A 25,646-nucleotide genomic window follows, 5' to 3' on the forward strand; every position below is an offset into this window, starting at 1 on the left:
AAAGAAAAAAGAATCTATTTGGATTCTTTTTTCTTTTTTTATTACATTACATATTTATATAAAGCATGTGCGACACCATGTTCTTCATTTGTTAACGTTTCATATTGACACATCGCTTTTATTTCTTCAACTGCATTTCCCATTGCAATTGATATATTTGCCTTCTCCATCATAGAAACATCGTTTAAGCCATCACCTATTGCTACAGTGTTTTCAACTGGAATATTAAGATGTTCTGCTAAAGTATATAATCCATTTCCTTTTTGAGCATCTCGATGATTAATCTCTAAATTATGCCAATAGGAAGATGTAATAGCTAAATCTGTATTATGCAGAAACGTTTCTTTTAATTTTTTTAATTTCTCTATGTCATAAGAAAACGGTAAAAGTTTATGCACATGTATATCCATTTCTACAATTGGTTTACAACTTTCTGTACTATGAAATGCTGTATGCTCAAGGTATAATGCAGCAATCGTTTCTAACTCTTTCAAATCGAAATTTTCTTTTGCATTCCTCACATACTCGATTTCATTACGTACACTCTCTACTCCATAATCCGGTACATACACACCTTTATTAGTATAAAGCTGATAATACAAGCCATTCTCTTCAAGATATTCTACAATCTCAAGTGCCTGCATATTTTGAATTGGATATCTCTTCATCATTTTTTTATCTTTATATATAAGCGCACCATTTTCCGCGATAATCGGACACTCCAAATCAACTTCTAACAATAGTCGTTCAATATCCACAATAGAGCGTCCAGTACAAATTGCTACAACATGGCCAGCTTCTTGACATTTCCGAATTGCTTCTGCATTCTCTTTACTAATCATTTTATTCCCTGAAAGAAGAGTTCCATCTAGATCAATTGCGATTAATTTCATTATTTCTTCACCACTTTCTATAAATACACAAGTTTTTATTAAATAAAAGGTATCGTTTTCATACGAATCTCGTGAAGCACTCCTTATTTATAATTTATGAAAAGCGTTTCAGGTCAAGAAATAATTAAAAATAAAATCCAAAGCTGTTCTTTTTAAAGAAAAGCTTTGGATTTTAAGCTACGAATTATAACTAATATATTTTGTCTCACACATGTATACGTTTTTTTCTTCTGTTGGTATATATACTTTAAATTTTTCTAAACGTTTTCCGTATATATGAATAGTAATTACGCTTTCATTTTCGGATATTTCTAGAATATGACAATCAGCTGGTGGAATTACTTTATCTGTTTCGCCTTCTCCCAAATAAAGATTTCCTGTATGTGTTAAATAAGAAAGTGAATTTCCAAGTTGCTTTGTTTGAACAAAGTTCTGCACCATTATCCTTCCTGAAAAAACACCTTCTACTCCCCATGTGCCATCATGATCATGTAATGGTGTAGATTGTCCATCTTTCCATACGAGAGCTAATACTTCAAAACGTTTTAACGGATCTTCATACAGTAAGTGTCGTGCATATTGAGCCGAATTCGCCTTCTGTTTATCTAACGGAAGCCATGTTTTCTTTTCTAAAAGTTCTTCTAGTAATGTTTCAATTTCACACACGATTTGTTCTTCCAATAAATCACCATCTGTTAAATCAGTTACAGATTTAATAAATATTTGAAACGTTTTACTCCCATTGCACGTTAACATAAGCATCCTCCTTTACTCTTTTTTCACACACCTCCATACTATAAAATACACTAAAATTTTACAATTGAGAAATAAAAAAACAAGGTACAATACAATGTACCTTGTTGAACGTTTTATTGAGTTTTTAAGCGCATAGGTAAGTATTTTAAGGTTTGCTCATTTTCCAATATACATGTTTCTAAATTATAAGATGGAGATAATTCTATTTTTTCGAAAGCATTTATAAAGGTACTTAATGCAATCTCAGCTTCTAAACGTACAAGTGGTACCCCCAAACAAAAGTGCGGACCTTGTACGTATCGCGCTTTCCGACAAACTTGATTACGAGGCTAGAATAGAAATTTTAACTACGCGCCAAAACGTGCTTCAAGAACAACTTACAGCGATCCAATCCCTTGACGTTGTCTCACCTTTTATTACAGAAGTTGTTGAATTTACTAAGTCACGTATTGAACATGAATTACATTAGATTACATCACTTATGAAGAAAATATAAAAAAATAACAAAAAAAGTTAAAAACAATGAATGAAAATGAGATTTATTATCAATACTATAATTAATAAAAGGGCAACCACGATTTGGCTACCCTTCAAAAACTTATATTTCTGGATCGAAAGTTTTACAATCTGTTTCTTCCGTAGTAGAAGCTTGTTTCCCTTTATTACTTACTACATAAATTGCATCTGCACTACATTTGTTACCGTTAGCCCAAAATTTACAGTTGTTTACTTCACATAAAACGTCTTGTGCCATAGTATCACACCTCCTTGTTCTATTATCATTAACAAAATTCGGAGGTATGATACTCTTTGTCATGCATTTTCTATTACCTTTTTAGCTTTCTTAATGATTCTATATCCCCTCGTACAATAGCATCGATATTTTCGGTTATCTTCTCAACGTCAAAATGCCACCATTGAATTTGCAATAATTCTTCTATTATTGCATTTGAAAATCTCTCTTTTATTTTATTTGCAGGGTTTCCACCAACAATTGTATATGGTGCGACGTCTCTGGTCACAACAGATTTAGCTGCAATTATTGCACCATCTCCTATTTTTATTCCGGGCATAATAGTTGTATCCATGCCAATCCAAACGTCATTTCCTATAACTGTATCTCCTTTATACGGTAAATCAGACAAATCTGGCGTGAATTTCTCCCAGCCATTCCCAAAAATATTAAAAGGATACGCCGAAAATCCATCCATTCGATGATTCGCTCCGTTCATAATAAAGGTAACTCCAGATGCAATACAACAAAACTTTCCAATAACGAGACGATCTCCGATGAATTCATAATGATATAATACTCGCTCTTCTAATGTTTCTCCATGTTTCGCATCATAATAAGAATAGTCACCAACGAGTATATTAGATTTCGTTATTGTATTTTTTATAAAATGAACGTTTTGATTTCCTTCAATTGGGTATTTAACATTGGGATTAGGATTCATGTTGCACAGCACTTCCTTTACCATTCATTTCACTTTCTACTACTATTACTGGCTTTAAATTGTATATAGGTAAAATAAACAATAATCCAATTATAAATAGTAGAGCCGTTCCCTCATACATCGTGCTTAATGAGAACATCTCCTTTAATGAACCCGCTATACTCATCGTTACTACCATAGAACCAGTAAATAATGGACTTAGAATACCATTCACGCGCCCAATAAAATCCGTATCACTATTTTGAATAATAAGCGTATTAATCCCAATTTGAATGCACGGTAAAGCTAATCCGCTAAAAAGTTGTGCAGTAAGTGTAACCCATAAATTTGTGGAATAGCCTATAATACCAATTCCGATTGCCTGACCGAGCATACCTACAATTAACATCTTTTGCGGGGCCACGTTTTTCGCGAATATCATTGCTAAAGCTCCGCCAACAATCATTCCTGCACCATTTACTGTTAATAACCACTGTAAACTTTCTTTTGATAATCCTAGTTGTTCTGTCACAATAAATATTCCGAGCGGCTGGATAAGCCCTATACCGAGTCCAGCTGCCATAAAACATAGACCGAGCAAAGTTAATGCTTTTTTCTTTTTTACATATTGAATACCATCAATCATTTCCTGCAATAGAGTTATTTCTTTTTTCTCTGCTTCGTTTTCAAGATCTTTCGGAAGAAATAACAATACAGCTGCAGCAAGTAAAAATGCGATACCAGTAATTATTATTGAAATGTAGATTCCAAAACTGTGAAAGATAAATGTTCCAAGAATCGGTCCTAACACCATAAATATTGCAAATATCGTTTGATATATAGACATTGCTAATTGAATTTGTTCCGTTGATAAATGCTGTTTAAACAACTTCATTCCAGATGGTTGAGAAAACTGCGAAAGGATTGCAGAGATGAGCGTCACAAAAAACACGATTTTCCACGTACCAAACATAAGAGTAATTAATACTACGAACACAGATAATGAACTTAACGTTTCGCACCATATCATTGTCCTCTTCGGCTTCCACCTATCAGCAAAAGTTCCTCCAATAAAGGAAAAAATAAAAATCGGTGCAAATTCGGCAACTGAAATCATCGAAATTGCAAAAGCATCACCTTTCGTCATTTCCATAACATAAAGTAATATCGCAAAGTTACGAACCCAAATTCCAACTTGTAAAAATAATGCTGAAGCAAGAATTCCTTGCACAAATCGATTTTTTAATACTTGTGATACCCCATGATTTTGTTTCGTTTCTGCAGTCGTCGACATAAAAAAGCCTCCTATTTCATGTTCTGAACAGGAGGCAGCACAAATCATATGAAAAGACTATATATTCGCAGTGCGAAACACATCCCTTTTCTATAAATGTACATACTAATCCTATTCAAAAGAATATTTCGTTTTTTAACGAAGATCTCTTACAAATAGAATTAGTTGATCATTGGGATGTTTTCACCCTTCCGTTTCGAATTTAAATAACACATACATACTCTATGTTAATCATTTGTCGTGTATGCATGTCTCAATATAACTATTCTAAAAAGACAATGGTAATTCCTCTAAAGAACGCATTAAGTAATTTCCTTGCCAGTTAATTTCTTCACGATTACCTTTTATTTGTAACGAAGGCAAACGCTTTAACAAAGTAGAAATAGCTATCTTTGCTTCTAACCTAGCAAGTGGAGCCCCTAAACAGAAATGACTTCCATGACCAAAGGCAATGTGACGATTATTCTCTCGTGTAATATCGAATACTTCTGGTTTTTCAAATACTGTTTCATCACGGTTTGCTGAAGCTAATGAAATAATAACCATGTCTCCTTTTTGTATTGTTTGATCGTGAATTTGAAAAGGTTCAGCCGCCCATCTTGCAGTTGTAATCTCAACTGGAGAATAATATCGCAACCCTTCCTCAATAGCTGAATCAATTAGTTTTGGATTTTCTTTTAATAACTGTAATTGATCAGGATTTTTGAGAAGTGCTAATACCGTATTTGTAATTAAATTCACAGTTGTCTCGTGTCCCGCTACGATAAGTAACATAATCATTGAATATAGTTCCGGGGCACTAAGTTTATGTCCCTCACTTTCCGCAAGTATTAAAGCACTGACCAAATCCTCTTTAGGATCTTGTCGCTTTACATCAACTAAATATTGAAGATATGTAATAAATTCAGATAGTTGCTTTCCAGTTTCTTTTATTTCTTCGGGTGTTACTGGGGAGGCAATGACGGCATGCGACCAAATTCTAAACTTTTCTTGATCTTCTTTTGGAATTCCAAGCATCTCACTTATTACAATAATCGGTAATGGGAATGAATAATCATCCACAAGATTTAATGTACCTTTTCGCTCTATCTCATTTATTAAATCATCCGCTACTCTCTGAATTCTTCCGTCTAATTGTGAAATCATCTTCGGTGTAAAAGCTTTTTGAACTAAAGAGCGTAAACGACTGTGGTTAGGTGGGTCCGAATTTAACATGTGTGTTGTTAAATGATCACTATTGTCAACAGAAAGAAACATGTTCATTGTATCTTTAGAAAACACATTATTTGGATCTTTTTTTAAGCGATTATCTTTTAAAAGCGGCAAGGCATCTTCATATCTTGTAATGAGCCATTCTGTACCAATCTCGACTTTATTAACAAATAAAATAGGTTGCACTTTTCGCGATTCTTTATAAATCTCATAAGCGTCTTCTTTAAACTGAGCAGAAGCTAAATTAATGCCATCCTCTATTTTTCGGCCAACCTTATTTTTTATTGACATTGCATTCCCTCACTCTCAATTATTTGTGTAAATCAACCCAACATTTGAATTATACTTCAATAAAAACTAGAAAATTGTAAATTTTTAATTAAAATCTTACTTCGTATATTGAAAAATAAAAAAGTGAGAGAGTAAAATTATTCTACTCTCTCACTTCCTATTATGCGAAGCACATAAAATTACTAATTTGTTGATATCGATAACTTACTTTGCGGCGGCGACCAGCTTGCCAAGTGTAGCCGGATACCCCACTTCTTCTTACTTCTGTCGGAAAAAACCATAAGTCTCTTCCGAATGGACCAGGGCGATGTAAACGTAAATATCCCCATCTCCCTAAACAGTTACACATCCATGATTTCATATTGCCCGCTTGTGCAGGAGAAGCAAATGTGGATGGTAAAGACGGAGCTTGTGACGGTGGTGGTGACGTTGGAGCATCTTCCGCATCATCTGGTCTATAATCTTCTAATTCAACCTCTCTAACTTCGATATCATGTTCATATCCGTATTGTTGTGGATTATAATACATCGTTTGATCATATGGATAATTTTGTTGGTTATACATATTAACAAATCACCTTCTTTTCATTCATTACCTTTAACATTCATATGTGATATAACACCTATCGGAAGCTTATGTATAGCCTAAATTTATAAAAAAATGTTGCAAACTATAAATAGAAGAGATCCATAATAAATCTCTCCTATTTGTACTAAGCAAAGCACATATAATTACTAATTTGTTTATAATGGTAAGTTACCTTAAAACGATGACCATCTTGCCAAGTATATCCTGATACATCACACCGCCGAACTTCTGTTGGAAAAAACCATAGATCTCTCCCAAACGTACCAGGTACATATAACCTTAAATATCCCCATCTTCCTAGACAATTGCACATCCATGATCTCATTTGGGCTGTTGATACAGGAGTAGCAAATGTAGAAGGTAAACTGGGAGGGTTCGATGGAGGTAGTAACTTTGGAGCATCATCTGATTGACATGAACAAAACTGATTGTTCAATGAGCTATTCCTCCTAATTATTAGTAAACTCTATATAATATATGAAACTTACATAAAGGAAAAACTTCTCTTTTATTCCAAAAAAAATCCCCTTCTAATTCTTTAATAGAAGGGGATTTTTTGTTTAATTGCTATTTCAACTTCACACTATAAAAACGCATTTCATCTAACGAACCTTCAAATTCAAATACCTCTTGTTTAATTAATTGCTTTAAACGATATTCTAAAAATGTATCGCCAACTAATTGCTCTACAAGACCAAGTGCTTCACCAATTACTCTAGGAGCTTTTAGGAACTCACGATCAGCACCTGCACTTTTCGCACATTCAATAATAAATTGATCAAAATAATCTTCTTGTACCGAATGCACTTCATTTTCTTTCCAAACTCTTAAAAACTCCATACTATTCAATAATCTATCACACTCATCTTCATACTGCATTCGCTTCTCTTCCGTTACATACGGAAATTTTGCAAAACTTTTTTGGAATTGAGCTAAACTTTCAGGTGGTAATTCCCCTGTTCCACGAATATCATACTCTTGTTTTAATATTTCTTTACTCGCTTCAGACGTATTAATAACTCGAATGTTTTTCTTATCTTTTAATTGTGCCATTACAAAACATAGACCTACATGTTCATGTGCGTTATTGGCTTTCCAAATTGTAATAGGCGTTTCAATAGGAATAGTGTGTAGTTCTTCCATAGTTTCCAAAAACTTTGGTAAATACTCATCTTCAAAATAATTATCATAAGCGGTTAAGTTGTTTACTAACCATTTCTGTCTTGCTAGTTGTCCCTCATTCCTATGTAACTTGTTTATCGGTCCAATTGAAAAGAATTCAGAGAATGCAACAACACACTCCTCAAATAGTTCTTCTTGACTTAACATATATTTTAAACACCCAGCTGTTGAATCATCAAAAGCGATATGAATGTGTGTACTTTCTTTTACATTTCTTTTATAAGATGTATTATTCGTCAGTTGCTTAGGTATACTCATCAAGTGTTTAATCGTATCTTCACTATAGTTTTCTTCTAATAAATCTAATTGTATAAGAATGCTTTGCAGTAAATGTTTTGCTTCATCTTCGTACATATCCTCTACAGCATTTTTGATTTTATCTATCACGCAAATCCCTCTATTCATTTCTAAAATAACGTAGATTATAGTGTATCATTTTAGTATAGATGTTTAAAAGTCTTTTTAAAATCAAATCGTTTATTACACAGATTGCTGCAGCCATCTAAGTTTTTAACAAAAGCTTTCTCTATATTCCTCTCAATCTATAGATTTATAATATTTTTTGCTTCCTCCTTATCTATCTCCCAAAATCACATTAGTTGCTAAATAATTTTTAAACACTTTGTAAATCTTTTTATTTAAATGTATAATTATATAGAAAATAAAAACTACAGGAGCACTATTAATGGCGAAAGTACTTACTAATTATAAACATTATTTAAAAAATTGGAGATTTATATTTATTTGTATATTACCTGCTGTCGCTTTATTGTATACATTCGATGTCATCTTTGAACTACTGTTTCACCAAAATTTCTATTTGTCTAATTTAATTGTTGCTATCATATTAATCTTAATATTTATTAACGTTAAAGATAAGTTTAATATCAAAGGTTAAAGAAAACTATAATTGAAACGAAACCGTTGTGAAGCTACATTTTTCATAAAAAATTAGAGCACCCTGCTATTGGATGCCCTAATGTGATTAGAGGTTTTTTCTGAGTATTTAGTAGGACACGAAGATCTTGTCCTATTACATAATATATGCTTGTACTTATTACATTGTGCATTAAAAAGTACAATGTCCAGATGCCAAATAGATACATACACATTGGAGTAACTAACACGCTAGAAAAGACCTTCCTATATCCATTCATTCTTAATAGCCTACATTATTACTAATAAAATCTGCTCATACTTTCATTGTACAATTGCTTTATTTATAAACAAAAAACATCCCCATGGATGTTTTTTATCTAATTATCTTTAAACTTCCATAAATTTAGCAGGTACACCAATTTTTTCAACTACAGAAGATATATTAGTAGGGTTAATCATTACATTTTCAATACAAACTAATTTATTTTCTAATAATCCATTCTCTGTAGTAATAAGTTCTTCAAATCGTTCTAAACTCATTGAGAATTTGTGCTCACTTCCACCATTCATATTGACTTTTACAAACTTCATAGTGTCACCGCCTTTCTTAATTATCTATAATTCGCTAAGAATACGCTTACATCCTTTTTGTTAAAATTTCAATAAAATGTTTCTAGAATTATATATCTTTGGAAAAGATTATATAATAGTCCTGATTAAATATTAGGAGTGTTATTAATGCTTAATATAAGCCGCCTCTTAATCATCATACTTATTGCAATTTTTTTATTTTTATCAATTATTATGGAGTTTAAAAAACCTCACAAAAGTATGTTTTGGTTCTCAATTGAAGCCTTGTTTCTGCTGGGAATCGTACTTTTAATGAAAGAATTTTTCATCAAACTTTCCGCATAAGCCCTTAAGTAAAACATAATATCCATCAATAACGCAGGCTAAATTATGATTGTTATTTTTTTCACTGAAGTTAATAATTTAACTTCCGATAGTTATCTTTTATTTATAACTACTTTATAAGCTTCTGCTAATTACTCTTTTTAGTATATTATCATGAAGACTAGAGCAAGCATGCCTTGTCATATATTAGATAAGGGATGTGATAACATTGGGTAACGATAACAATCAATTTGTTTTTCATGTAGTAAAAAGTTCGGCAATTAAAAGATTTATAATTATCGATATAATTGCTGGAACAGGAATTTATTGGACCGTAAATTTCATTTCTTCAAATGCATTACTCGCAATTATTAGTTGTATTTTGGGGACAAAAAAAATGAAGAAAATGCATCATTCATAGAAGCAATAACTAAATCCCAATTCATTTCTTTCAAATTTGTTGCCTTTACTCTTCTTGAAGTGGGAAAGCAATTTTTCACAGTTGGCTAATTCATCCGACTTTCTGGCAGACAATACTTTTGATTGTCTGCTTTTTGTATGAGATTTTTCTTTTTACATATACTACTTTTGAACCTGTATACCAATGCAAGCCATTTTGGTGTTTGGGATTTCCCTTCCTGAGATAAGTATTTTGTACTTATCCCTTTTTTGTATAGGTATGTATATTTGGGATAAAACTAATTACAAGCAGATTTTCTGTTTATTCGTAGTTCTTAACCAAAAGACTTTTCTCCTTTAAAGGACAGTAGGTACGACTGCTTGTCCTTTTTTATTAATATTTCACACACTATTTTTTGCTCCCTTCTAAGCATTCAATTACAGATCCCAAATAGCCGATGTTTATATTCATACAAAATAAGCAGTTGCTGATACTTTCCTTTTTGAGTTACACAACACAATAAACATGTGTAACTATAGATTTGAATCCATGTCCCTCCTATCTCAAAAGCTCTCCTAAGTAACTAAAAAAAGAACACTTGTGGGTGTCCTTTTTTCTTTATGTAAGAGAACATACAGATAACATTAATCCTCCAAATGTCACTGTTCCTAGTAACCCCAATACAACTCCTGTTAAACAAACACAATCAGCAAGAAAAATTGAAGATTGCGATAATGGAACAAATGACCTACTTGTGCTCGATCCATAATGTTTTATTTTTTCATAATTTATATCCAACATTAAATGTAGACATGATACACAACCCTCAATAGTTTGAAGAGATTCATTTTCTAACCGCTCCAATAACTTGTTATTTAAAGCAAATGGTAGAGGGTACTGCTTATCTAATTTTATATTTTGATAAATTAATTGTAAAGGAGATAGCATACTATTTTTCTTTTTTTCAGATGCAGCTGTACATTTCATATTATTAAATTCATTTAATAACAGCGTCAATTCATCTCTGTTGCCGTATAAATCCCTAGCTATTCTTCTCTTTAGTTTGTACGAATGGATAATAGATTTAATTTCAATCATTTAATTACACTTCCTAATTAAATATTATTTCCCCTTATACATAATCAGTACTTTTAAACCCTATTAACAATACACTCAAACATCTTAATTTACTATCGACTATCATTAAATTAACCTTACATAGTTGTAATAATTTCTTTAACTACTTACCAACTAGAGGCAATCCATCCTCATAATTAATATTGTATATATCTCTATAGAAAGTGAAATCATAAATAAAAATAACTTGACTTTATTTGCTGGATTAACTCTTCTCTTTACTTTGTAATAAAGTATTAAAATAATACTGGTTATATGTTCACGTTATTATAGCTAATAAGAAGGATAAGGATAAAAATGCACAAAGCGGTACATATAAAACAGTATCCATTCTGGCAAACTGCGTATCTTTTTTTCGTTTAAAGATACCAAAATAATGAAACTCACCAATTACTCTTATGAAAAAAACAACCATACAAACCCAGGATACCATTTGAACAAAAACATTGGGAAGTGCGAAATGAACAATATTTGCTTGTTGTAATAAAATCATTGCTGCCATACTTAATAATAACGCAATGAACAATGTCATTCCTGTACCTGGTGTAAACGCCTTTTCTCCAGCTTTAGTTGGAATGACACTATTTGTCGCCCACTTACCTCCGAAAGCCCAATAAACATGTAAAAAACTAACTAAGAATAATATGCAAACAGAAATATATGTAATAATAGGCATTTTGTCCTCCCATTATTTTATTTAAATCCTTACCTTTAAAATATGCTATGAATCCTTCATACGCAACCTATATTTAATTACATAAAAAACCCCTTAATGATTTATCAATTTTACGATAAATCATTAAGGGGTTAGTGAAATTTATTATGCATTATACCTATTTTTTCGCCGTTCCATCCTAGTTTGTCCTTGAACAGTACTTTCTTTATATTGATCTATTTGCTCTGCCATTTCATATGTTACAACTGGTTCTTCGTTATTACGCTCATGCATTATTTCTGACGTTTTACGTTTAGAACCTTTTCCACCAAACTTAAATAATTTCATCTTAAATTTCGGTAATCTTGGAAAGCGGATCTTAAATGATAGCCTTTTACGTTTCTTTTTTTGTTTAAATAGATTTGTATTTTCTTTATTATTATCTTTCTCTTTTCGATGAATTAACGTCGCAAGTAATCCACCTAATATAAGTCCTCCAACCAAGAGTAAAAGATATACGTAATTGCTTGTCATTAAACTCATCATACGCTCAAGTATGACTAACGACTGTACTTCTTTTATATCCCATAGTAAAGCGGCCCATAATGAGAATAAACCCAAAGTAAGACCGTATGTACGAAATCGGAATAAACACGGAATTAACGCAATGCACGCGGCGATTTTCGCGTTCGCAATTATTGAACTTGTTGAAATATCCTGATTCCAAATGACTAACAGTAATGTTATAAATGGCGCATATGCTATCCAGCTACATATACGTGAATATATCTTTTTCGCAAAGTAACTACCGAAACTAGTAAAAAATAAAAGTCCTCCAATAAATAAAGATTGTTCTAGAGGTATTTGCTTCATAATACCCGCAACTGGAAAGAGGCCGCTCAGTACCATTAATAGCACATCTAATTTCTTCACAATTCCCCATTCCTTTCAAATTCTTTTTTCAGTTTCACAAAATATACATTTCATATTAATTGAAAAATCTTTGTGATGTAATTGTGATATTTCTAAAAAACATCTTAATCCTGAAAGTAAATAAAGTAAATATGAAAACGAAAATATACATGACAAATCATATCTATATTTACAATGAAAAATGACAAATCCCGCTCATTATGACTAGCAGGATTTGTATACTATTATTTATATTAATATCAATGCATCTTCTTTTTCTAAAATTATTACATCTGCATCTAATTCGTCACTGAATTCTTTAAACTCCCTTGAATCAATATCTGTAGTATAATTTTTAATTAATTTAACCATATGCATTACATGCGTATTATGAATATTTTGTTCCGAGAGCAAGGTTGATTTACAGCACATGTAATGTATCATTTTGGCGATTTCTTCTCTTTCCTCAGATTTTACACCGAACGGGATAACTTCGAGTATGTGCTGCTGTACTATCTCATTGCAATTTAATTCGTATGCAGCCGTGCTATAGTAAATTCCCATTTGATCTACAAATAATCTCGTTTCATCCATAACATATTCTTGGTCTCTAACAATATAGTTCGGTACATCTGAGTTAGTATTAATTCTAATTATGTTTATATCCTCTTTAAAATTTGGGATTATTTCAGGTGAAACCTTGATATTAACGCTTTCATTTTGCAATTCCTCTATCCAATATTTCCTCATATTTGCATCTACAATAAAATAAACTTCTTTATTTTGTTTATGTGCATCTTGTGAAATTTCAACTAATGTTTCTGACATAAATTGTTTAAAACTGACTCCTATATCATTCCTTTTTGATGGTTGTGGTAAAAACACTTTATTATTACCTATATTTAATAACGTATGATCAATTGTGCCCCATTCTTCTTGCCCATATAATTTATATAATATTTCTCTCCCATTTATTTTTGAAAAAATAGGTAAGAAATCATATTTAGACATTTTCTCAATTGATAAATTTACAATTATCCCCGGTAATTTTATCTTATTCCAACTACGCTTTAAGAATCCCTTTTGTTCTAACAAACTAAGAATGGCATTAATAATTTCTTTTTTAGATACACTTTGTCCAATAAATAAATTAATAAATGCTGAAATACGTTCCGTTCGAGCGAATCCTTCCCGAATGATTTGCTTTGGATTAATTTTTTCGCGACCATCACAATTTTTCATTGCAATTAATGCTAATTTCATTTCATTTTGCTCACCTGCCGTAACATGTACAGCTTTTACGACATCGTCTACAAGTTTCTTTTTGTTTTTATGGCTATATTGCATTCTATATGGATTTTGTAATAATTTTTCAATGTTGTATCTTTCAATTTTTAACAGCACCGGATTATCTGCATTTAATACATAGGATGAATCTTCATTTTGAGCTAAAACTATTTTGCTATCTAATAACGCTTGTTCTATCTCTATTAGTATGTCATCTGACCATACTTCTAACGTAATTGTGTCCAATCCCTTTGGAGCAAATAAAGGTAATAACTCATTCTCATTATTAGTTAATACTTTTTCACATTCTAGAAGTAATGTGAAATATGGGAAGCTTAGTTGGAATTCATTAAAAAGTTCCTCTTTTTCTCTTACTTTTATACCAAATTTTATTTTTGTTCCTTGAACTTTATATATATTTTCGTTATATGGAAGAAGCACTCTTACATTAGTTCCTCTAATGTACTCTTTCGGACATTGGAGAATGTCCTCTAATTTAACTTCTCCACCTATCCTATACTCATCTTTTAAATTTCTAAAACGTTTAATCCATTTTATTCCTTTTTCAGCTTGTTGCACTTTTAACTTTATAAACCTTTGCTTTTTCTTATTTAATTCAAATTCAGGAGTTGAAATCAGTATTTGGCTCCGCTTCCGCCCTAAAAGTATAGGAATATCTTTATGATTATATTGTTGATAAAACCGCCTAATCCCTACGGATACTTTTAATAGCGGAATATTCTCACCTCCACGAGTTACGTATTCAAACCGATATACATAAGCGAAATAATCCTGTGTTTCTTCATCTTTAATTGGCTCAGACATCGCTTCAAAAACATCTTGTGATCGCAGTGGCGAAAAATATATTTCTTCCTCGTTTTTATTTTCCATACGTAAAGGCTGTTCGCAAAAAATATGAGTAATTAAAGCTGGTACCCATTTAGAAAACGTTTTTTTATCATGTAATACTGGTAAATTACTAATTAAATCATACTGCCATTCTAAATGTGGTGGATCTATTAATTTATTCGGTTTCCAATCATGAATAACCTCATACCAGCTTTGGAAAATATAGTCTAACTGTTCTTGTCTCATTGGTTCTTTTGCTACAATCCAAGGTGTATCTTCCTTTAATACATATGGATCATGCTGAATGAACAATATATCAGAAAACATATCATACAATCTTTCATTTACAAGTTTTAATTTGCTCGTTAATAAAAATGTTCTATAATGTATCTCTACAATCTCAAGCCATTCAATAGGAAAGTAAATATACGATACTTTCTCATTATAGAGGGGTTCTACTATATTTTTAAATGTTAATAACCGTAATTTTTCCATATTATTAATACTTCCTCTCTTAATATATATTGATCATAAATAATACTAGAAAAGATACCAATTTTTTTAAGCATAAACGAATCAAATTTAAACCAAGCATAGTTTAGGGAAAATAAATTTAATTATAAGAATAATACAGTATAAAAACTAAATTAATAAAAAGTTACTATTACCATATAACTACCTCCTTATTTCACTCTATATATTATAAAAACATTATAATTCATTATTGTATTTTATATCTGTAATTTACAAAATATTTACATAAATTAAACATAATAAAAGGTAACGCCTCTTTATATAGCGATACCTTTTATATACTCTTTATTAAATAACACCTTTAACTTCTTCATTCACCGTCCATTTTTCTAATGTATATGCCATTTCCCAAAATGAATATTCATATTGACTACTAAAAATAAAATGTTGTCTCATACGATTACGGTCTGCCTCTGTTACTTTTTCAGCGATCGTATCTAATCGTGTAATTTGCTCTTCTACTAGGGTACGGAACCAATCAGATCCATATGCAGAAATCCATTCTTGATAAATTGGCTCTTCTGGTTGACATTCTTTTAATCGTTCACCGATTTCATAATATAACCAATAACAAGGTAAAATAGCTGCAATAATATCTCCTAAATGCCCTTCATAAGCTGCACGATACATATGAGATGTATATGCATATGCAGTTGGCGCAGGAATAAAATTATCTTTTTCTTCTTTTGTAATCCCTAATTTCTTTGCGAAATTCTCATGTAAAGATAACTCAGCTTCATACGTATTTTGTGCATGATACGCCATACGAGCCGTCGTTTCTAATTCAAGAGCCTTTGCAGCACCTAACGTTTGTACTCTAGCAAAATGACTTAAATAATATGAATCTTGAAGCACATAATAACGGAAACTAGCTAAATCTAACGTTCCTTCGCCAAGCTTTTTTACAAAAGGGTGATTGAAACTCGCTTCCCAAATTGAATCTACTTCTTTACGTAATGATTGTGAAAAAGTCATTTAAATCCCTCCAATAATTTATAAAATATAAGTATTTATCCACATTTAATGAAATAAAAAAAACTTTCTTTACAGGCGTAAAGAAAGTGAAATAGACAATATTAATTTATGCATTAAATATCATGTCTTCCCCACTTTCCTACGCTGGCATTAACCAGATCAGGTACTAAGAGTCTCAAAATCACATTTGATCTCAGCCTATAAAAGGCCCCTCTAGTGGATAAATATTTAGTTGTTGTATTGCAATTATCATAGCATATTTCGTGGAACTATCAAAAGTTTTAATTGTACAATTATCTTAAAAATCTTCTTCTTTCCTTACTTTTAATGAAGTTTCAATGATCATATCTAATAGCTTACTATAGCTAATTCCCGCTGCTTCTGCACTTTTCGGCAGTAAACTTGATTGTGTCATCCCTGGTAATGTATTAACCTCCATTACATATGGAATTCCGTCCTTCACCATCATATCAACCCTTGCATAAACACTACATTTTAATGCTTTATAACAAGCCATTGACGCTTTATTTACACGTTCCTTAATTTCAGTTGGAAGTTCAATAACTTCTTCAATTGTACTAACATCATCGTATTTTGCATTGTAATCAAAAAACTCAGCTGCATGTCGAATCGAAATAATAGGTAACTGTTTACCATCAAAAATTGAACATGTAATCTCGTCACCTTTTATATACTTCTCAATTACTACTTCAGAATCCCATTCGAATACAGTTTCCAGCATTGAGATTAATTCATTTTTATCATTGACGATCTTTACTCCAACACTTGAGCCACCAGAGTTAGGTTTTACCACTAACGGAAATCCTATCTTATCTAATTCTTCAAGCTTTAGATCATCCATTTTTGTGAGTTCAATCCAATCTGGTGTTTCTACTCCTTCATAACGCAAAATCTTTTTCGAAATATTTTTATCCATACATATACCGCTAGATAACATATTGCTACCGCTATAAGGAATACCTAAACTCTCAAGCGTCCCTTGAACTGTACCATCTTCTCCATATTTTCCGTGTAATGCTAGCAATGCAAAATCAATGTCTTTCGCTTTTTCAATTAAATCCATTTTTTCATTTAACGTAATTGGAACTATTTCATACTTACTCTTATTTAAATGTGCAATCATTTCATTCCCAGTCATAATTGATACTTGTTTTTCAGAGGATACTCCTCCCATAATAACGCCAATTCTCATTTTCTCAACTCCAAGTTTCATTTTTTAATGTTTCACCAATTATTTGAATCCCGCTAACAATTTCCTTTTCTTTCAAACGTGAAAATCCTAATCGGAATGTGTTCGCTCCTCCTCCATCAGAGTAAAAAACATCTCCAGGAGAAAACGTAACTCCTTTTTCATAACACTTTTGTAAAAGTGTGCGGGCTTGAATTTTTTCTTCCAACTCTATAAACAAATGAAGTCCACCATCTCCAGTCATTCTTTTAAACGGAATGTACTGATTACATGCCCCAACAGCTAACTCATATTTTTTCTTATAAACAGACCTTGCTTTTTTTAAATATTTTTCAAAATATCCTTCATGTAAATATTGAAACAGAACAGCTTGATCTAAAGTAGAAGTGTGAATCGTTCTTGCTCTTTTTACACTTTCTAAATAATGTATCAGTTCTTTATCTGCAATGATCCAACCTACACGTAAACCGGGGAAAAGTACCTTTGAAAAGCTGCTAATATAAATCACATTATTACCAGCCCCTGCAAAAGTTAATAATGGGGCCAAATGTGAACCTGAATAACGTAATTCTTCATTAAAACCATCTTCTATAATAGGAATCTTATATTTTGAAAATAATCTCATCAATTCCGTTCTTTTCTCCGAACTCGTAACAATACCGGTTGGATTATGATAAGAAGGGGTTAAATACGCGAAATCAAAATCCTTTTCACGCAAATTTTTTTCTACTTCATTCGTATCAATACCATCATCATTCATATTAATTCCATGAACTTCAAGTCCATGTAAACGAAAAAGCTTCAATGCAGCATGGTGAGTTGGGTTCTCACAAATAACACGCCCTGATTTCTTCGATAAAGAAGATAACACAATATCTAATCCTTCTGTAAATCCATTTGTAATTAAAATATCTTTGTTCGAAATATCTACACCTTTCATTTCCATGTAATGAAGTAGATAATTCATTAACGGTCGATAACCTTTTGCATATCCGTAGTTCAATACGATATCCCCTTCAATGGACATACGAGTAAGAAAAGCTCTTTTGAAATTTTCAACATCAAATAGCTTTTCGTCCGGGGCTATACTATTAAAAACAATCATTCCTTTTTCCCAGCGAACTCCATGTTTCATTAAGTCTAATTCATCCGCTAATGTGGTAACAGCATTAAGTTTATTTTTCCAATCTATTTCAACAGACGAGGTGTTAGATATATCCACCTTCGCAACGAAATTTCCTTTTCCTTTAACTGCATAAATGAGTCCTTCTTGTTCTAAATCCGCATATGCAGAGAGTACTGTATTCCTGCTCACTGATAGTAATTCACTCAGTTCCCTTGTTGATGGGATTTTTTGGTTCCCTAACAAATGCCCTTTCATAATCATCTTTTTCAAATAATCCTTTAATTGAATATAAACGGGACGATCTTTTACAACTTTAAAATCCTTAAACAATTCCTTACCCCCTGCAATTATTTTTGCATATTTATTTCATTCTCAAAAGGTCCACCACATATGTATTTTTTATGAATAGCGGTACGGTTATAAAGCCTATAAATCCTTTCGATATAGATTGATTACATCTTTCAAAGCGGCTGCGGCTGCCCCACGTGGGTTTGAGGCCCCTCCAAGCGTTGTCACTTGTCCCATTGAATCCGTAAAGAATGTAATTCCTTTTTCGGTACTATTTATATTTGCTAATGGATGTTCTTTCTCTAAATTACAAGGTTTTACACTAAGATTTACTTTCCCATTATCATCTTTATATGCTGATGCAATCAATTTAATAGATTTATTTTGTTCCTTTGCATTTTGAATTTGTTGCGTTGTAACGTGCTCTATTCCGTTTATTTGTATATCTTTGAGTGAATAATCTGTTCCCATTAAACTATTCGTCAAAAGTAATAATTTACAAGCGCTATCCATCCCGCTTATATCTAATAACGGGTTAGTCTCCGCAATTCCTTTATTTTGTGCTTCTTGCAACGCTTCTTCAAACGTCTTATCTTCTTCATGCATCTTTGTAAGAATATAATTTGTTGTCCCGTTCAATATTCCTTCTATTTTTTCAATATGGCAACCTGCTAAACTTAGTTGTCCAATGTCTAATGTCGGTAACGCAGCCGCAGTTGCACCGCTATATCGAATACGTACATTTGCCATTTTTGCTGCTTCCTTTATTTCTCTCCAGTTTGTAACGAGTGCACCTTTAGAAATTGCGACTATATCCATATGTTTCTCAATCGCTTGTTTTATATATTGTTTTCCTGGATTTCCATCCTTTAGATTTGTAACAGTTGATTCTACCAATACAGTGCCACTTATCTCACTTGTTCCACGTTCCTCCGGATGATGTTCTATATATTTTTCAATCGCAGCAGTACCGCCACCATACATTAATAAATGATGAATAGATAACCCTCCCTCATTACGTATTGCAACATTTCTACCTAATACGCCACTTACCACTAAATTTATTCCATATGTTTCATTTATATATAAATATTTTTCATTTAATAATTTTATAAACTCTCTTCCTACTGTTCCATATCCAGATAGTACAATGTGAATTTTCATAATATCCCTCCATATTTTTCTACCAAATCCCTCTTTCAATATAATATAAAGCGCCCCCGAATTCCATCGAGAGCGCTTTATTATTAACTATTGCGGTAGCCGTGATAACTTTTCTGCAATTGTTCTATAAAATTCTTGAATATTAGAAAAACCTAACGTGTCTGAAACACTTAATCCTACCATATCGAGATGATCCCAATTTACTTTCGTTTCAATATGATTCCATTTTCCAACCTGTAAAGACTCATTATTATTTACGGCAATATTAGACGAAGGCGCAATCATAGAATTTGTATTTACTACACCGTCATTTTGCCACCAAGATGTATCAATTAATGGGCGATTTTCTTCATATCTTGCATAGGAACCTAAGAAAAATGCATTACCCATTAACACTTTGTTCATCGTAATATGAGGTAATTGTAAACCTGTTATAGGTGCTGCTTGCGATGCATGTCCACTATACGATAAGTAATATACATCCGATTGCGTCTTTACCCAATTATTTAACTCTTTTGCACCATCAGTACTTAAATCCCATTGACTTATATCTTTTGTATTTTTCCAAATTGAACTATTTAAAATACGATCAGTATATTGGAAAAAGGACTCTCCACCATTCTTTTTCATACCCCATTGATCCAATTTAAAATCATATAATGATAAATTATTGTTTCCTCCTAAACTTGCAGCAGTAATGAGTAAATCTTTCACAAACGGAAGCAATAGACTACCATCCGCAAGTGTTGTCCCGTTGTGAGGAGTTGCTAAAGTTGTAACACTATGAACATACGATTTACCACCTTCAAATAGTGGTGATATCTTTGTATTCGGATGATTTTCCACATAATTTTTTTCTTCATAACTTCCTTCTTTTAATAGCTGTACTAATGTTCTCGTCGTTTGTCCTCCCATACTATGCCCAACTAAATGAACTTTATTTGTTTCACTCCAATTCGGTGCAAAACCACTATATGTTCTACCAAAACGATTATGTCTATGTTTCTCAGCATGTGCCGCACCATAATCTACTGTTCCACCGTTAATTTGCGCGTATAATTCACATGCACGGTCCCAATTACTAGAAACAGGGCCAACAGCAGCCGTATGTACTGTATAACCATTTCTTTTTAAATCTTCCTGTATATCATGAACACCACCCCAATATTTTACCTCTAACATTTCTTCCCTACCCCATCCAGCAAATCCATTCACTAAAATGATAGGATAATTATTTTGTTGTCTCTCTTCAGCGTATGTTGTTTTCACCGCGAATGAACAAACAGTCACTAATGTAAAAAAACATATTTTTAAAAATAACTTCCCCATACTTTCTCCCCCTAATAAAACGTTTACATTTTTTTGTGAAAAAGATTTACACAATTCGTTTTTAACTTAAACATAATGTAAAGTATTTTATATACGTTGTATATATAGAAAACATGCACAAATGTTGATAAATATTAATTCAAGTAAGCATTTACTTTTTATAATATAACTTATAAATCTTATTATTAGAATTTATAATTGAACATAGTTTCCTCATGCTAAATGGATTAAAAATCATAAGAAAACTAATTTCATTGCTTGAAAGGAGGAAAAAGCATGCAAATCGGATTAAACATTCGTACTTTATCTCAACCTTCTAAAATAACTCCATCTAATCTTGAGCGTAGTACTATCTCTTCTACTAAATTTGAACATAAGAAATCAAATGATCCAATCAAATTTGATATTCGTTCATCTGAAAAAGAAATGAAACGACTTGAGCATAAATTTAGCGAATTAGATTTATGGAAGATGTTGAAAGATAAAGGTGCTCCTTTATGGATCATACTTGAAATGCTACAAAAAATCCGTAAAGAAAAAGAAGCTCAAAATAATTCAGTTCAAAATTCAAATACGATTGAAGAAACGAGTGAGACTCGATTAAATGAAGTAATGTAAAGCATAATATTTGATTGGTCTATAAACTAAAAAGAGTTCAAGACTGATAAAGTTTTTATCAACCTCGAACTCTTTTTTAAGATTTTTCTCCAATCGTTACAAACTGAAAAGATACTTCTCCTTCCAAACCTTTAATTAGCCTTGTTACTTTGACATTTTCATTAACCAATGTATTATCTGTCGACATTTTAGGTTTTTCATCTCCTAAAGATTTTTTCAGATGAAGAAGGTGCATTTTCGTTTCATTTGCCTTTATTTCTTTATACACACTATTTTGTGCTACAATCACATACCATTGCGTTGGATATTTACGAGTGTTACCTATCCAAGCGTCACTATCGTATGAAACTGGAATCTCTTTTCCTTCTAATTCAATACTTTTCATATTCTTTTCGTCTTCATGTGTAAACAATAGTGAGCCTTCTTTTGGGAATTTCGGTAACGTATCTATAATATAATTGGAGCCATTATCTCGTTTACGAAAAACTTTTTCTTTAATCAATGCTTGTGCTGTAGATTCATTTAAAATTAATACCTGTCCATTTCCAACTTTACCTTTTTTCACAGAAAACACTTCATTTTCTTTCGTAATTTCTTGATAACGATTAATAATTGGTGAAATTTTATTTTCATCTCCAATGATTAATAAACCGTTTGCAGGAAATGGATTTTCCTTTTTAGAGCATGCACTAAAACTTATTAAAAGTAGTATCGTTAACATAAAAATAGTTAAAGTTCTTTTCATCGCGTTTCCTTTCATCATACAATTCATTTTTCCACATACTTTTGTGTAGTCTTACAAGCTAATATACTCTATTGCTCCATAACTTTATAAAGCTTTTGTAGGTAACGCCAACGAGTTATAAAGAAATATAAAACTTGTATACATATAAATGAAATTAAAATAACGATCGAGCTATTTAAAATAGAAAAATCGACTAATTGTTGCAGTGCCGTATACGCAACTACAGTATGAATCACTGCAATGATAATCGGTAAGAAGAACATTAATACTAACTGTCTCGTTACAACTTTTTTTAACTCTCGTTTACTTAATCCCATTTTCGAAATCATTTTATATTGTTGTTGATCACGGTCCAAATCAGTATATAATCGGAAATAAATAAAACTAGCAGCAAATGTAAAGAAAACGATTCCGACTAAAACACTTGCCATAAGTAATAAACCATTCTTTTGCTTTGCCTCCAACAAGTTTAATGTTAAAGCTTCAAAGTAGAAATCGCTGTCCCTAAGATCTTTATCGAATACATTCTTTAATTGATTTGAAATCTCTTTCGTTTTTATCCAATCATCTACAACAAATCCGTAAGTACGATGTTGAATATTTTCATCTTTTGGATTACTCGTATGAGGAATTTCATCATACACATGATCTTGAACAGCAATATAAATACTACTAGGATCATGTGGTAAAACTAAATTTTCCACAGTTTTTTTCACACGAAATGTCTTTGTCCAATCTCCTTGAATGACTTCAATATTTTTTTTATAGTCACCATTTTTAAATTCTTGTTTTTGTGACACCCTCCCAGGGATTAGTAAAATTTCATCTTCTTTTTCAATCGTTTCTTGTTGGTACCCGAGTGCTCTCGTAAGTTCGTTATATTCACTTAATTTCAATACATTTACGTTACTTTCTGTAAATTTATTTGAAGATGAAGCCATTCGGTACGGAATATTTGCATCCGCAAGATGTTTTTTTATAATAGAGAGATGTTTATCTACCAATTTGTTGTTTTCAGAGCTTTCATACAGAAATGTATATGGGTTTGTCATCCATACTAAATTCCTATTACCAAGAGCAGCTGTTGTACCGATTGCTGTAAATGCAACTGCTGAAATAATAGATACAATGAAAAACATCGTTGCGTTATCTTTCATACGGTAAATTAATTCTGAAAATGTTAATATATTTGTTCGCTTTAAAAAGAATGATTCACTCCTTTTAGCAAGATACAATATATACACGCTACACTGTGTATATAAAAAGTACGTTCCTATAATGACTAGAAGTACACCCATTCCGAGCGTAATAAAATTAGTACTTGGGATAAAGCGAAATACTGAAATATATCCATAGCCTATACTAATTAAAGAAAGTAGCGATAATAGAATAGAAGCCTTCGGTTCAGGCTTTGGCTTTTCCTCTGCTTGAATAAGTTCCACAAGTTCCGTTACTTTTATCATTTTAAAAGTAACAAGCGAAACAATTAAAAATAATAAAAGAAATGTGATGACTGTTAATAATACCGCCTGCACTGGTATATAAAAAGGTAAACCATTACTAATCATTAATACACTTGCACTTATCAATAAAACTAGTTTAGAAAATATGAGTCCAATAAGAATTCCTATACAAATTGAGCCAAATCCAATCAACATATTTTCAATTAATAATAATTTCTTAAGCTGTCTCATTGACATACCTTGCATCATTAATATGCCAAATTCTTTCTTACGCGTTTTTAAAAACGAACTAACTGAATATAAAATAAAGAAAAATGAAAATACAAAAATCAATCCTTGCGAAACTGTAAATCCCAATGTACCGAATGCACTTATTGTTGCACTTGTCGATTTTAATTCTCCTTGTAAATCAGGATGAAATAATAAAAGAGCATACGTAAAGAAAATCATAATAGAAAATGCACTACTTAAAAAATGGGCAGCATACGTACGCTTATTACGAAAAATATTATTAAATGCGAACTGACGAAAAGTCATGTCTTTTCCCCCCTAACAAAGAAAGGACATCCATAATCTTTTGATAAAATGCTTGCCTGCTTTCACCACAATAAATTTCGTTATATAGTTGACCATCTTTAATAAATATAACTCTGCTGCAAAAACTCGCTGCATACGGATCATGTGTAACTAACATCATCGTTGCTTTTTCTTCCTTATTAAGAGCATCTAGCATCTCCATTACATCATTTGAAGATTTAGAATCCAAGTTCCCTGTTGGTTCATCTGCAAGTAATAATTGCGGCTTATGAACGATTGCACGAGCGATTGCTGTTCTTTGAGCTTGTCCCCCTGAAATTTCAAAAGTTCTTTTACTCAATATATCTGTAATATTTAATTTCTCTGCAATTTCTTCCACTCGTTTGTTCATTTCTTGTACAGAAACACCATCTAATGTCATCGGTAATACGATATTTTCCTTTACTGTAAGTGTGCTAAGAAGATTAAATGATTGAAAAACAAATCCTAATTGTTTCCTGCGGAATAACGCTAAATCTTCTGATGATAATTGGAAAGGATTTGTGCCATTAATTAAAATTTCTCCCGATGATGGAGAATCAATAGTAGATACCATATTCAATAACGTTGTTTTCCCACTACCTGACGGGCCCATAATTCCTACAAATTCACCTTCTTGAATTGATAAATCAATATCTACCAATGCTTTAAAAGGTATTTTCCCCTTATATACTTTACTAATACTTTTTGCATGTAAAATTTCCATTTATATTCTCCCTTCATTTCCACTGCTCACTATAAAGTGTAAATGAATTGTCTTATAGCACATATTGATTCATCTTTCATTTATCTTACACGCTTGTAAGATTTCTAAAAAAACTGATAACAAACCTATTTTCAATCTATAATCGATGTATATCTATCTTATAATATTTGCATAGTGGTATAAAATACAATGCTATTTATTTCTAATTTTTATTAATATAAGAAAAAAGACCGATTGCTTTATCGG

General features: G+C 31.8%; 24 protein-coding genes, 3 pseudogenes and 1 riboswitch. Of the genes and pseudogenes, 4 read left to right on the plus strand and 23 right to left on the minus strand.

What is annotated here, in order from left to right; genetic code table 11:
• Nucleotides 1–41 precede the first annotated feature (41 nt).
• From JTF23_RS25890 to JTF23_RS25900, 3 genes and pseudogenes are all read right to left on the minus strand, one after another.
• On the minus strand, nt 42–893 hold the full coding sequence (locus tag JTF23_RS25890; RefSeq protein ID WP_002085231.1) for a Cof-type HAD-IIB family hydrolase: 852 nt from the start codon (nt 891–893) through the stop codon (nt 42–44).
• A 177-nt stretch (nt 894–1,070) separates the two neighbouring features.
• Nucleotides 1,071–1,649 carry a cysteine dioxygenase family protein gene (locus JTF23_RS25895; protein ID WP_204210101.1) on the minus strand — a complete coding sequence of 193 codons (579 nt, stop codon included), beginning with the start codon at nt 1,647–1,649 and terminating at the stop codon, nt 1,071–1,073.
• Nucleotides 1,650–1,762: 113 nt separating this feature from the next.
• Nucleotides 1,763–1,942 (minus strand): annotated as a pseudogene (locus tag JTF23_RS25900) (cytochrome P450); the annotation flags it as partial.
• On the opposite strand from JTF23_RS25900, the pseudogene JTF23_RS25905 reads away from it, so the two are divergent.
• Nucleotides 1,924–2,118, plus strand: a pseudogene (locus tag JTF23_RS25905) (PadR family transcriptional regulator); the annotation flags it as partial. The pseudogenes JTF23_RS25900 and JTF23_RS25905 overlap by 19 nt on opposite strands.
• A 129-nt stretch (nt 2,119–2,247) precedes the next feature.
• Here JTF23_RS25905 and JTF23_RS25910 read toward each other — a convergent pair.
• The 7 genes and pseudogenes from JTF23_RS25910 to JTF23_RS25940 form a co-directional block, all read right to left on the minus strand.
• Nucleotides 2,248–2,403: a DUF1540 domain-containing protein gene (locus JTF23_RS25910; protein ID WP_000046093.1), complete on the minus strand. Its 156-nt coding sequence runs from the start codon at nt 2,401–2,403 to the stop codon at nt 2,248–2,250.
• Between the two features lie 73 nt (nt 2,404–2,476).
• Nucleotides 2,477–3,106 carry a Vat family streptogramin A O-acetyltransferase gene (locus JTF23_RS25915; protein WP_204210103.1) on the minus strand — a complete coding sequence of 210 codons (630 nt, stop codon included), beginning with the start codon at nt 3,104–3,106 and terminating at the stop codon, nt 2,477–2,479.
• Nucleotides 3,096–4,379, minus strand: coding sequence for an MFS transporter (locus tag JTF23_RS25920; RefSeq protein WP_204210104.1), 1,284 nt, complete (start codon nt 4,377–4,379; stop codon nt 3,096–3,098). Before JTF23_RS25920 ends, JTF23_RS25915 begins: the two co-directional genes overlap by 11 nt.
• A 267-nt stretch (nt 4,380–4,646) precedes the next feature.
• Entirely contained in the window at nt 4,647–5,882 is a 1,236-nt protein-coding gene (locus tag JTF23_RS25925; protein WP_204210105.1) for a cytochrome P450 family protein, read from the minus strand.
• Nucleotides 5,883–6,042: 160 nt separating this feature from the next.
• Nucleotides 6,043–6,447, minus strand: a complete 405-nt coding sequence (locus tag JTF23_RS25930; protein WP_204210106.1) for a hypothetical protein — start codon at nt 6,445–6,447, stop codon at nt 6,043–6,045.
• Between the two features lie 148 nt (nt 6,448–6,595).
• Nucleotides 6,596–6,880, minus strand: a pseudogene (locus JTF23_RS25935) (hypothetical protein); the annotation flags it as partial.
• 158 nt (nt 6,881–7,038) lie between these two features.
• Nucleotides 7,039–8,040, minus strand: coding sequence for a DUF1835 domain-containing protein (locus JTF23_RS25940; protein WP_204210108.1), 1,002 nt, complete (start codon nt 8,038–8,040; stop codon nt 7,039–7,041).
• A gap of 298 nt (nt 8,041–8,338) precedes the next feature.
• On the opposite strand from JTF23_RS25940, the gene JTF23_RS25945 reads away from it, so the two are divergent.
• Nucleotides 8,339–8,551 (plus strand): hypothetical protein, encoded by a 213-nt coding sequence (locus JTF23_RS25945; RefSeq protein WP_002161580.1) that lies wholly within the window; start codon nt 8,339–8,341, stop codon nt 8,549–8,551.
• Nucleotides 8,552–8,919: 368 nt separating this feature from the next.
• On the opposite strand, the gene JTF23_RS25950 is transcribed toward JTF23_RS25945, so the two are convergent.
• A complete protein-coding gene (locus JTF23_RS25950) occupies nt 8,920–9,123 on the minus strand; it encodes a hypothetical protein (RefSeq protein ID WP_002161579.1) in 204 nt (67 codons plus the stop codon).
• Between the two features lie 532 nt (nt 9,124–9,655).
• Between JTF23_RS25950 and JTF23_RS25955 the strand changes: the two genes are divergently transcribed.
• A complete protein-coding gene (locus JTF23_RS25955) occupies nt 9,656–9,847 on the plus strand; it encodes a hypothetical protein (protein WP_033710969.1) in 192 nt (63 codons plus the stop codon).
• 597 nt (nt 9,848–10,444) lie between these two features.
• Here the strand turns inward: JTF23_RS25955 and JTF23_RS25960 are convergent.
• The 9 genes from JTF23_RS25960 to JTF23_RS26000 form a co-directional block, all read right to left on the minus strand.
• Entirely contained in the window at nt 10,445–10,924 is a 480-nt protein-coding gene (locus JTF23_RS25960; protein WP_204210109.1) for a homoserine dehydrogenase, read from the minus strand.
• Between the two features lie 298 nt (nt 10,925–11,222).
• Complete coding sequence (locus JTF23_RS25965; protein ID WP_204210110.1) at nt 11,223–11,639, minus strand: DUF3995 domain-containing protein; 417 nt, start codon at nt 11,637–11,639, stop codon at nt 11,223–11,225.
• Between the two features lie 144 nt (nt 11,640–11,783).
• A complete protein-coding gene (locus tag JTF23_RS25970) occupies nt 11,784–12,551 on the minus strand; it encodes a DUF3959 family protein (RefSeq protein WP_204210111.1) in 768 nt (255 codons plus the stop codon).
• Between the two features lie 228 nt (nt 12,552–12,779).
• Nucleotides 12,780–15,161 carry a pPIWI_RE module domain-containing protein gene (locus JTF23_RS25975; RefSeq protein ID WP_204210112.1) on the minus strand — a complete coding sequence of 794 codons (2,382 nt, stop codon included), beginning with the start codon at nt 15,159–15,161 and terminating at the stop codon, nt 12,780–12,782.
• A 327-nt stretch (nt 15,162–15,488) separates the two neighbouring features.
• On the minus strand, nt 15,489–16,175 hold the full coding sequence (gene tenA / locus JTF23_RS25980) for a thiaminase II (protein WP_204210113.1): 687 nt from the start codon (nt 16,173–16,175) through the stop codon (nt 15,489–15,491).
• A gap of 119 nt (nt 16,176–16,294) precedes the next feature.
• Nucleotides 16,295–16,400, minus strand: a riboswitch (TPP riboswitch).
• A 73-nt stretch (nt 16,401–16,473) separates the two neighbouring features.
• Entirely contained in the window at nt 16,474–17,388 is a 915-nt protein-coding gene (locus JTF23_RS25985; protein WP_204210114.1) for a D-alanine--D-alanine ligase, read from the minus strand.
• 4 nt (nt 17,389–17,392) lie between these two features.
• Nucleotides 17,393–18,841, minus strand: a complete 1,449-nt coding sequence (pdxR, locus tag JTF23_RS25990; protein ID WP_204210115.1) for a MocR-like pyridoxine biosynthesis transcription factor PdxR — start codon at nt 18,839–18,841, stop codon at nt 17,393–17,395.
• A gap of 96 nt (nt 18,842–18,937) precedes the next feature.
• Nucleotides 18,938–19,963 (minus strand): homoserine dehydrogenase, encoded by a 1,026-nt coding sequence (locus JTF23_RS25995; RefSeq protein ID WP_204210116.1) that lies wholly within the window; start codon nt 19,961–19,963, stop codon nt 18,938–18,940.
• An 87-nt stretch (nt 19,964–20,050) separates the two neighbouring features.
• On the minus strand, nt 20,051–21,292 hold the full coding sequence (locus tag JTF23_RS26000) for an esterase/lipase family protein (RefSeq protein ID WP_204210117.1): 1,242 nt from the start codon (nt 21,290–21,292) through the stop codon (nt 20,051–20,053).
• 276 nt (nt 21,293–21,568) lie between these two features.
• Here JTF23_RS26000 and JTF23_RS26005 point away from each other — a divergent pair, with 276 nt between their 5' ends.
• On the plus strand, nt 21,569–21,910 hold the full coding sequence (locus JTF23_RS26005) for a DUF3914 domain-containing protein (protein WP_016105022.1): 342 nt from the start codon (nt 21,569–21,571) through the stop codon (nt 21,908–21,910).
• 76 nt (nt 21,911–21,986) lie between these two features.
• Here JTF23_RS26005 and JTF23_RS26010 read toward each other — a convergent pair whose 3' ends face one another.
• The 3 genes from JTF23_RS26010 to JTF23_RS26020 are packed head-to-tail and all read right to left on the minus strand — an operon-like array spanning nt 21,987 to nt 25,400.
• Nucleotides 21,987–22,670 carry a lipoprotein BA_5634 family protein gene (locus tag JTF23_RS26010; protein WP_204210118.1) on the minus strand — a complete coding sequence of 228 codons (684 nt, stop codon included), beginning with the start codon at nt 22,668–22,670 and terminating at the stop codon, nt 21,987–21,989.
• A gap of 53 nt (nt 22,671–22,723) precedes the next feature.
• A complete protein-coding gene (locus tag JTF23_RS26015) occupies nt 22,724–24,655 on the minus strand; it encodes an ABC transporter permease (protein WP_016105024.1) in 1,932 nt (643 codons plus the stop codon).
• A complete protein-coding gene (locus tag JTF23_RS26020) occupies nt 24,630–25,400 on the minus strand; it encodes an ABC transporter ATP-binding protein (protein WP_016105025.1) in 771 nt (256 codons plus the stop codon). Before JTF23_RS26020 ends, JTF23_RS26015 begins: the two co-directional genes overlap by 26 nt.
• Nucleotides 25,401–25,646 lie beyond the last annotated feature (246 nt).

This window comes from Bacillus sp. RIT 809, from assembly GCF_016892495.1.
GTDB lineage: Bacteria > Bacillota > Bacilli > Bacillales > Bacillaceae_G > Bacillus_A > Bacillus_A cereus_U.

Bases quoted from the DNA above. Each gene is read 5' to 3' on its own strand.
- JTF23_RS25920 (WP_204210104.1), bottom strand. From the start codon at position 4,379: ATGTCGACGACTGCAGAAACGAAACAAAATCATGGGGTATCACAAGTA.
- JTF23_RS25930 (WP_204210106.1), bottom strand. From the start codon at position 6,447: ATGTATAACCAACAAAATTATCCATATGATCAAACGATGTATTATAAT.
- JTF23_RS25895 (WP_204210101.1), bottom strand. From the start codon at position 1,649: ATGTTAACGTGCAATGGGAGTAAAACGTTTCAAATATTTATTAAATCT.
- JTF23_RS25965 (WP_204210110.1), bottom strand. From the start codon at position 11,639: ATGCCTATTATTACATATATTTCTGTTTGCATATTATTCTTAGTTAGT.
- JTF23_RS26015 (WP_016105024.1), bottom strand. From the start codon at position 24,655: ATGACTTTTCGTCAGTTCGCATTTAATAATATTTTTCGTAATAAGCGT.
- JTF23_RS25915 (WP_204210103.1), bottom strand. From the start codon at position 3,106: ATGAATCCTAATCCCAATGTTAAATACCCAATTGAAGGAAATCAAAAC.
- JTF23_RS25985 (WP_204210114.1), bottom strand. From the start codon at position 17,388: ATGAGAATTGGCGTTATTATGGGAGGAGTATCCTCTGAAAAACAAGTA.
- JTF23_RS26005 (WP_016105022.1), top strand. From the start codon at position 21,569: ATGCAAATCGGATTAAACATTCGTACTTTATCTCAACCTTCTAAAATA.
- JTF23_RS25975 (WP_204210112.1), bottom strand. From the start codon at position 15,161: ATGGAAAAATTACGGTTATTAACATTTAAAAATATAGTAGAACCCCTC.
- JTF23_RS25890 (WP_002085231.1), bottom strand. From the start codon at position 893: ATGAAATTAATCGCAATTGATCTAGATGGAACTCTTCTTTCAGGGAAT.
- JTF23_RS25945 (WP_002161580.1), top strand. From the start codon at position 8,339: ATGGCGAAAGTACTTACTAATTATAAACATTATTTAAAAAATTGGAGA.
- JTF23_RS25925 (WP_204210105.1), bottom strand. From the start codon at position 5,882: ATGTCAATAAAAAATAAGGTTGGCCGAAAAATAGAGGATGGCATTAAT.
- tenA (WP_204210113.1), bottom strand. From the start codon at position 16,175: ATGACTTTTTCACAATCATTACGTAAAGAAGTAGATTCAATTTGGGAA.
- JTF23_RS26010 (WP_204210118.1), bottom strand. From the start codon at position 22,670: ATGAAAGGAAACGCGATGAAAAGAACTTTAACTATTTTTATGTTAACG.
- JTF23_RS25995 (WP_204210116.1), bottom strand. From the start codon at position 19,963: ATGAAAATTCACATTGTACTATCTGGATATGGAACAGTAGGAAGAGAG.
- JTF23_RS25950 (WP_002161579.1), bottom strand. From the start codon at position 9,123: ATGAAGTTTGTAAAAGTCAATATGAATGGTGGAAGTGAGCACAAATTC.
- JTF23_RS26020 (WP_016105025.1), bottom strand. From the start codon at position 25,400: ATGGAAATTTTACATGCAAAAAGTATTAGTAAAGTATATAAGGGGAAA.
- JTF23_RS26000 (WP_204210117.1), bottom strand. From the start codon at position 21,292: ATGGGGAAGTTATTTTTAAAAATATGTTTTTTTACATTAGTGACTGTT.
- JTF23_RS25960 (WP_204210109.1), bottom strand. From the start codon at position 10,924: ATGATTGAAATTAAATCTATTATCCATTCGTACAAACTAAAGAGAAGA.
- JTF23_RS25910 (WP_000046093.1), bottom strand. From the start codon at position 2,403: ATGGCACAAGACGTTTTATGTGAAGTAAACAACTGTAAATTTTGGGCT.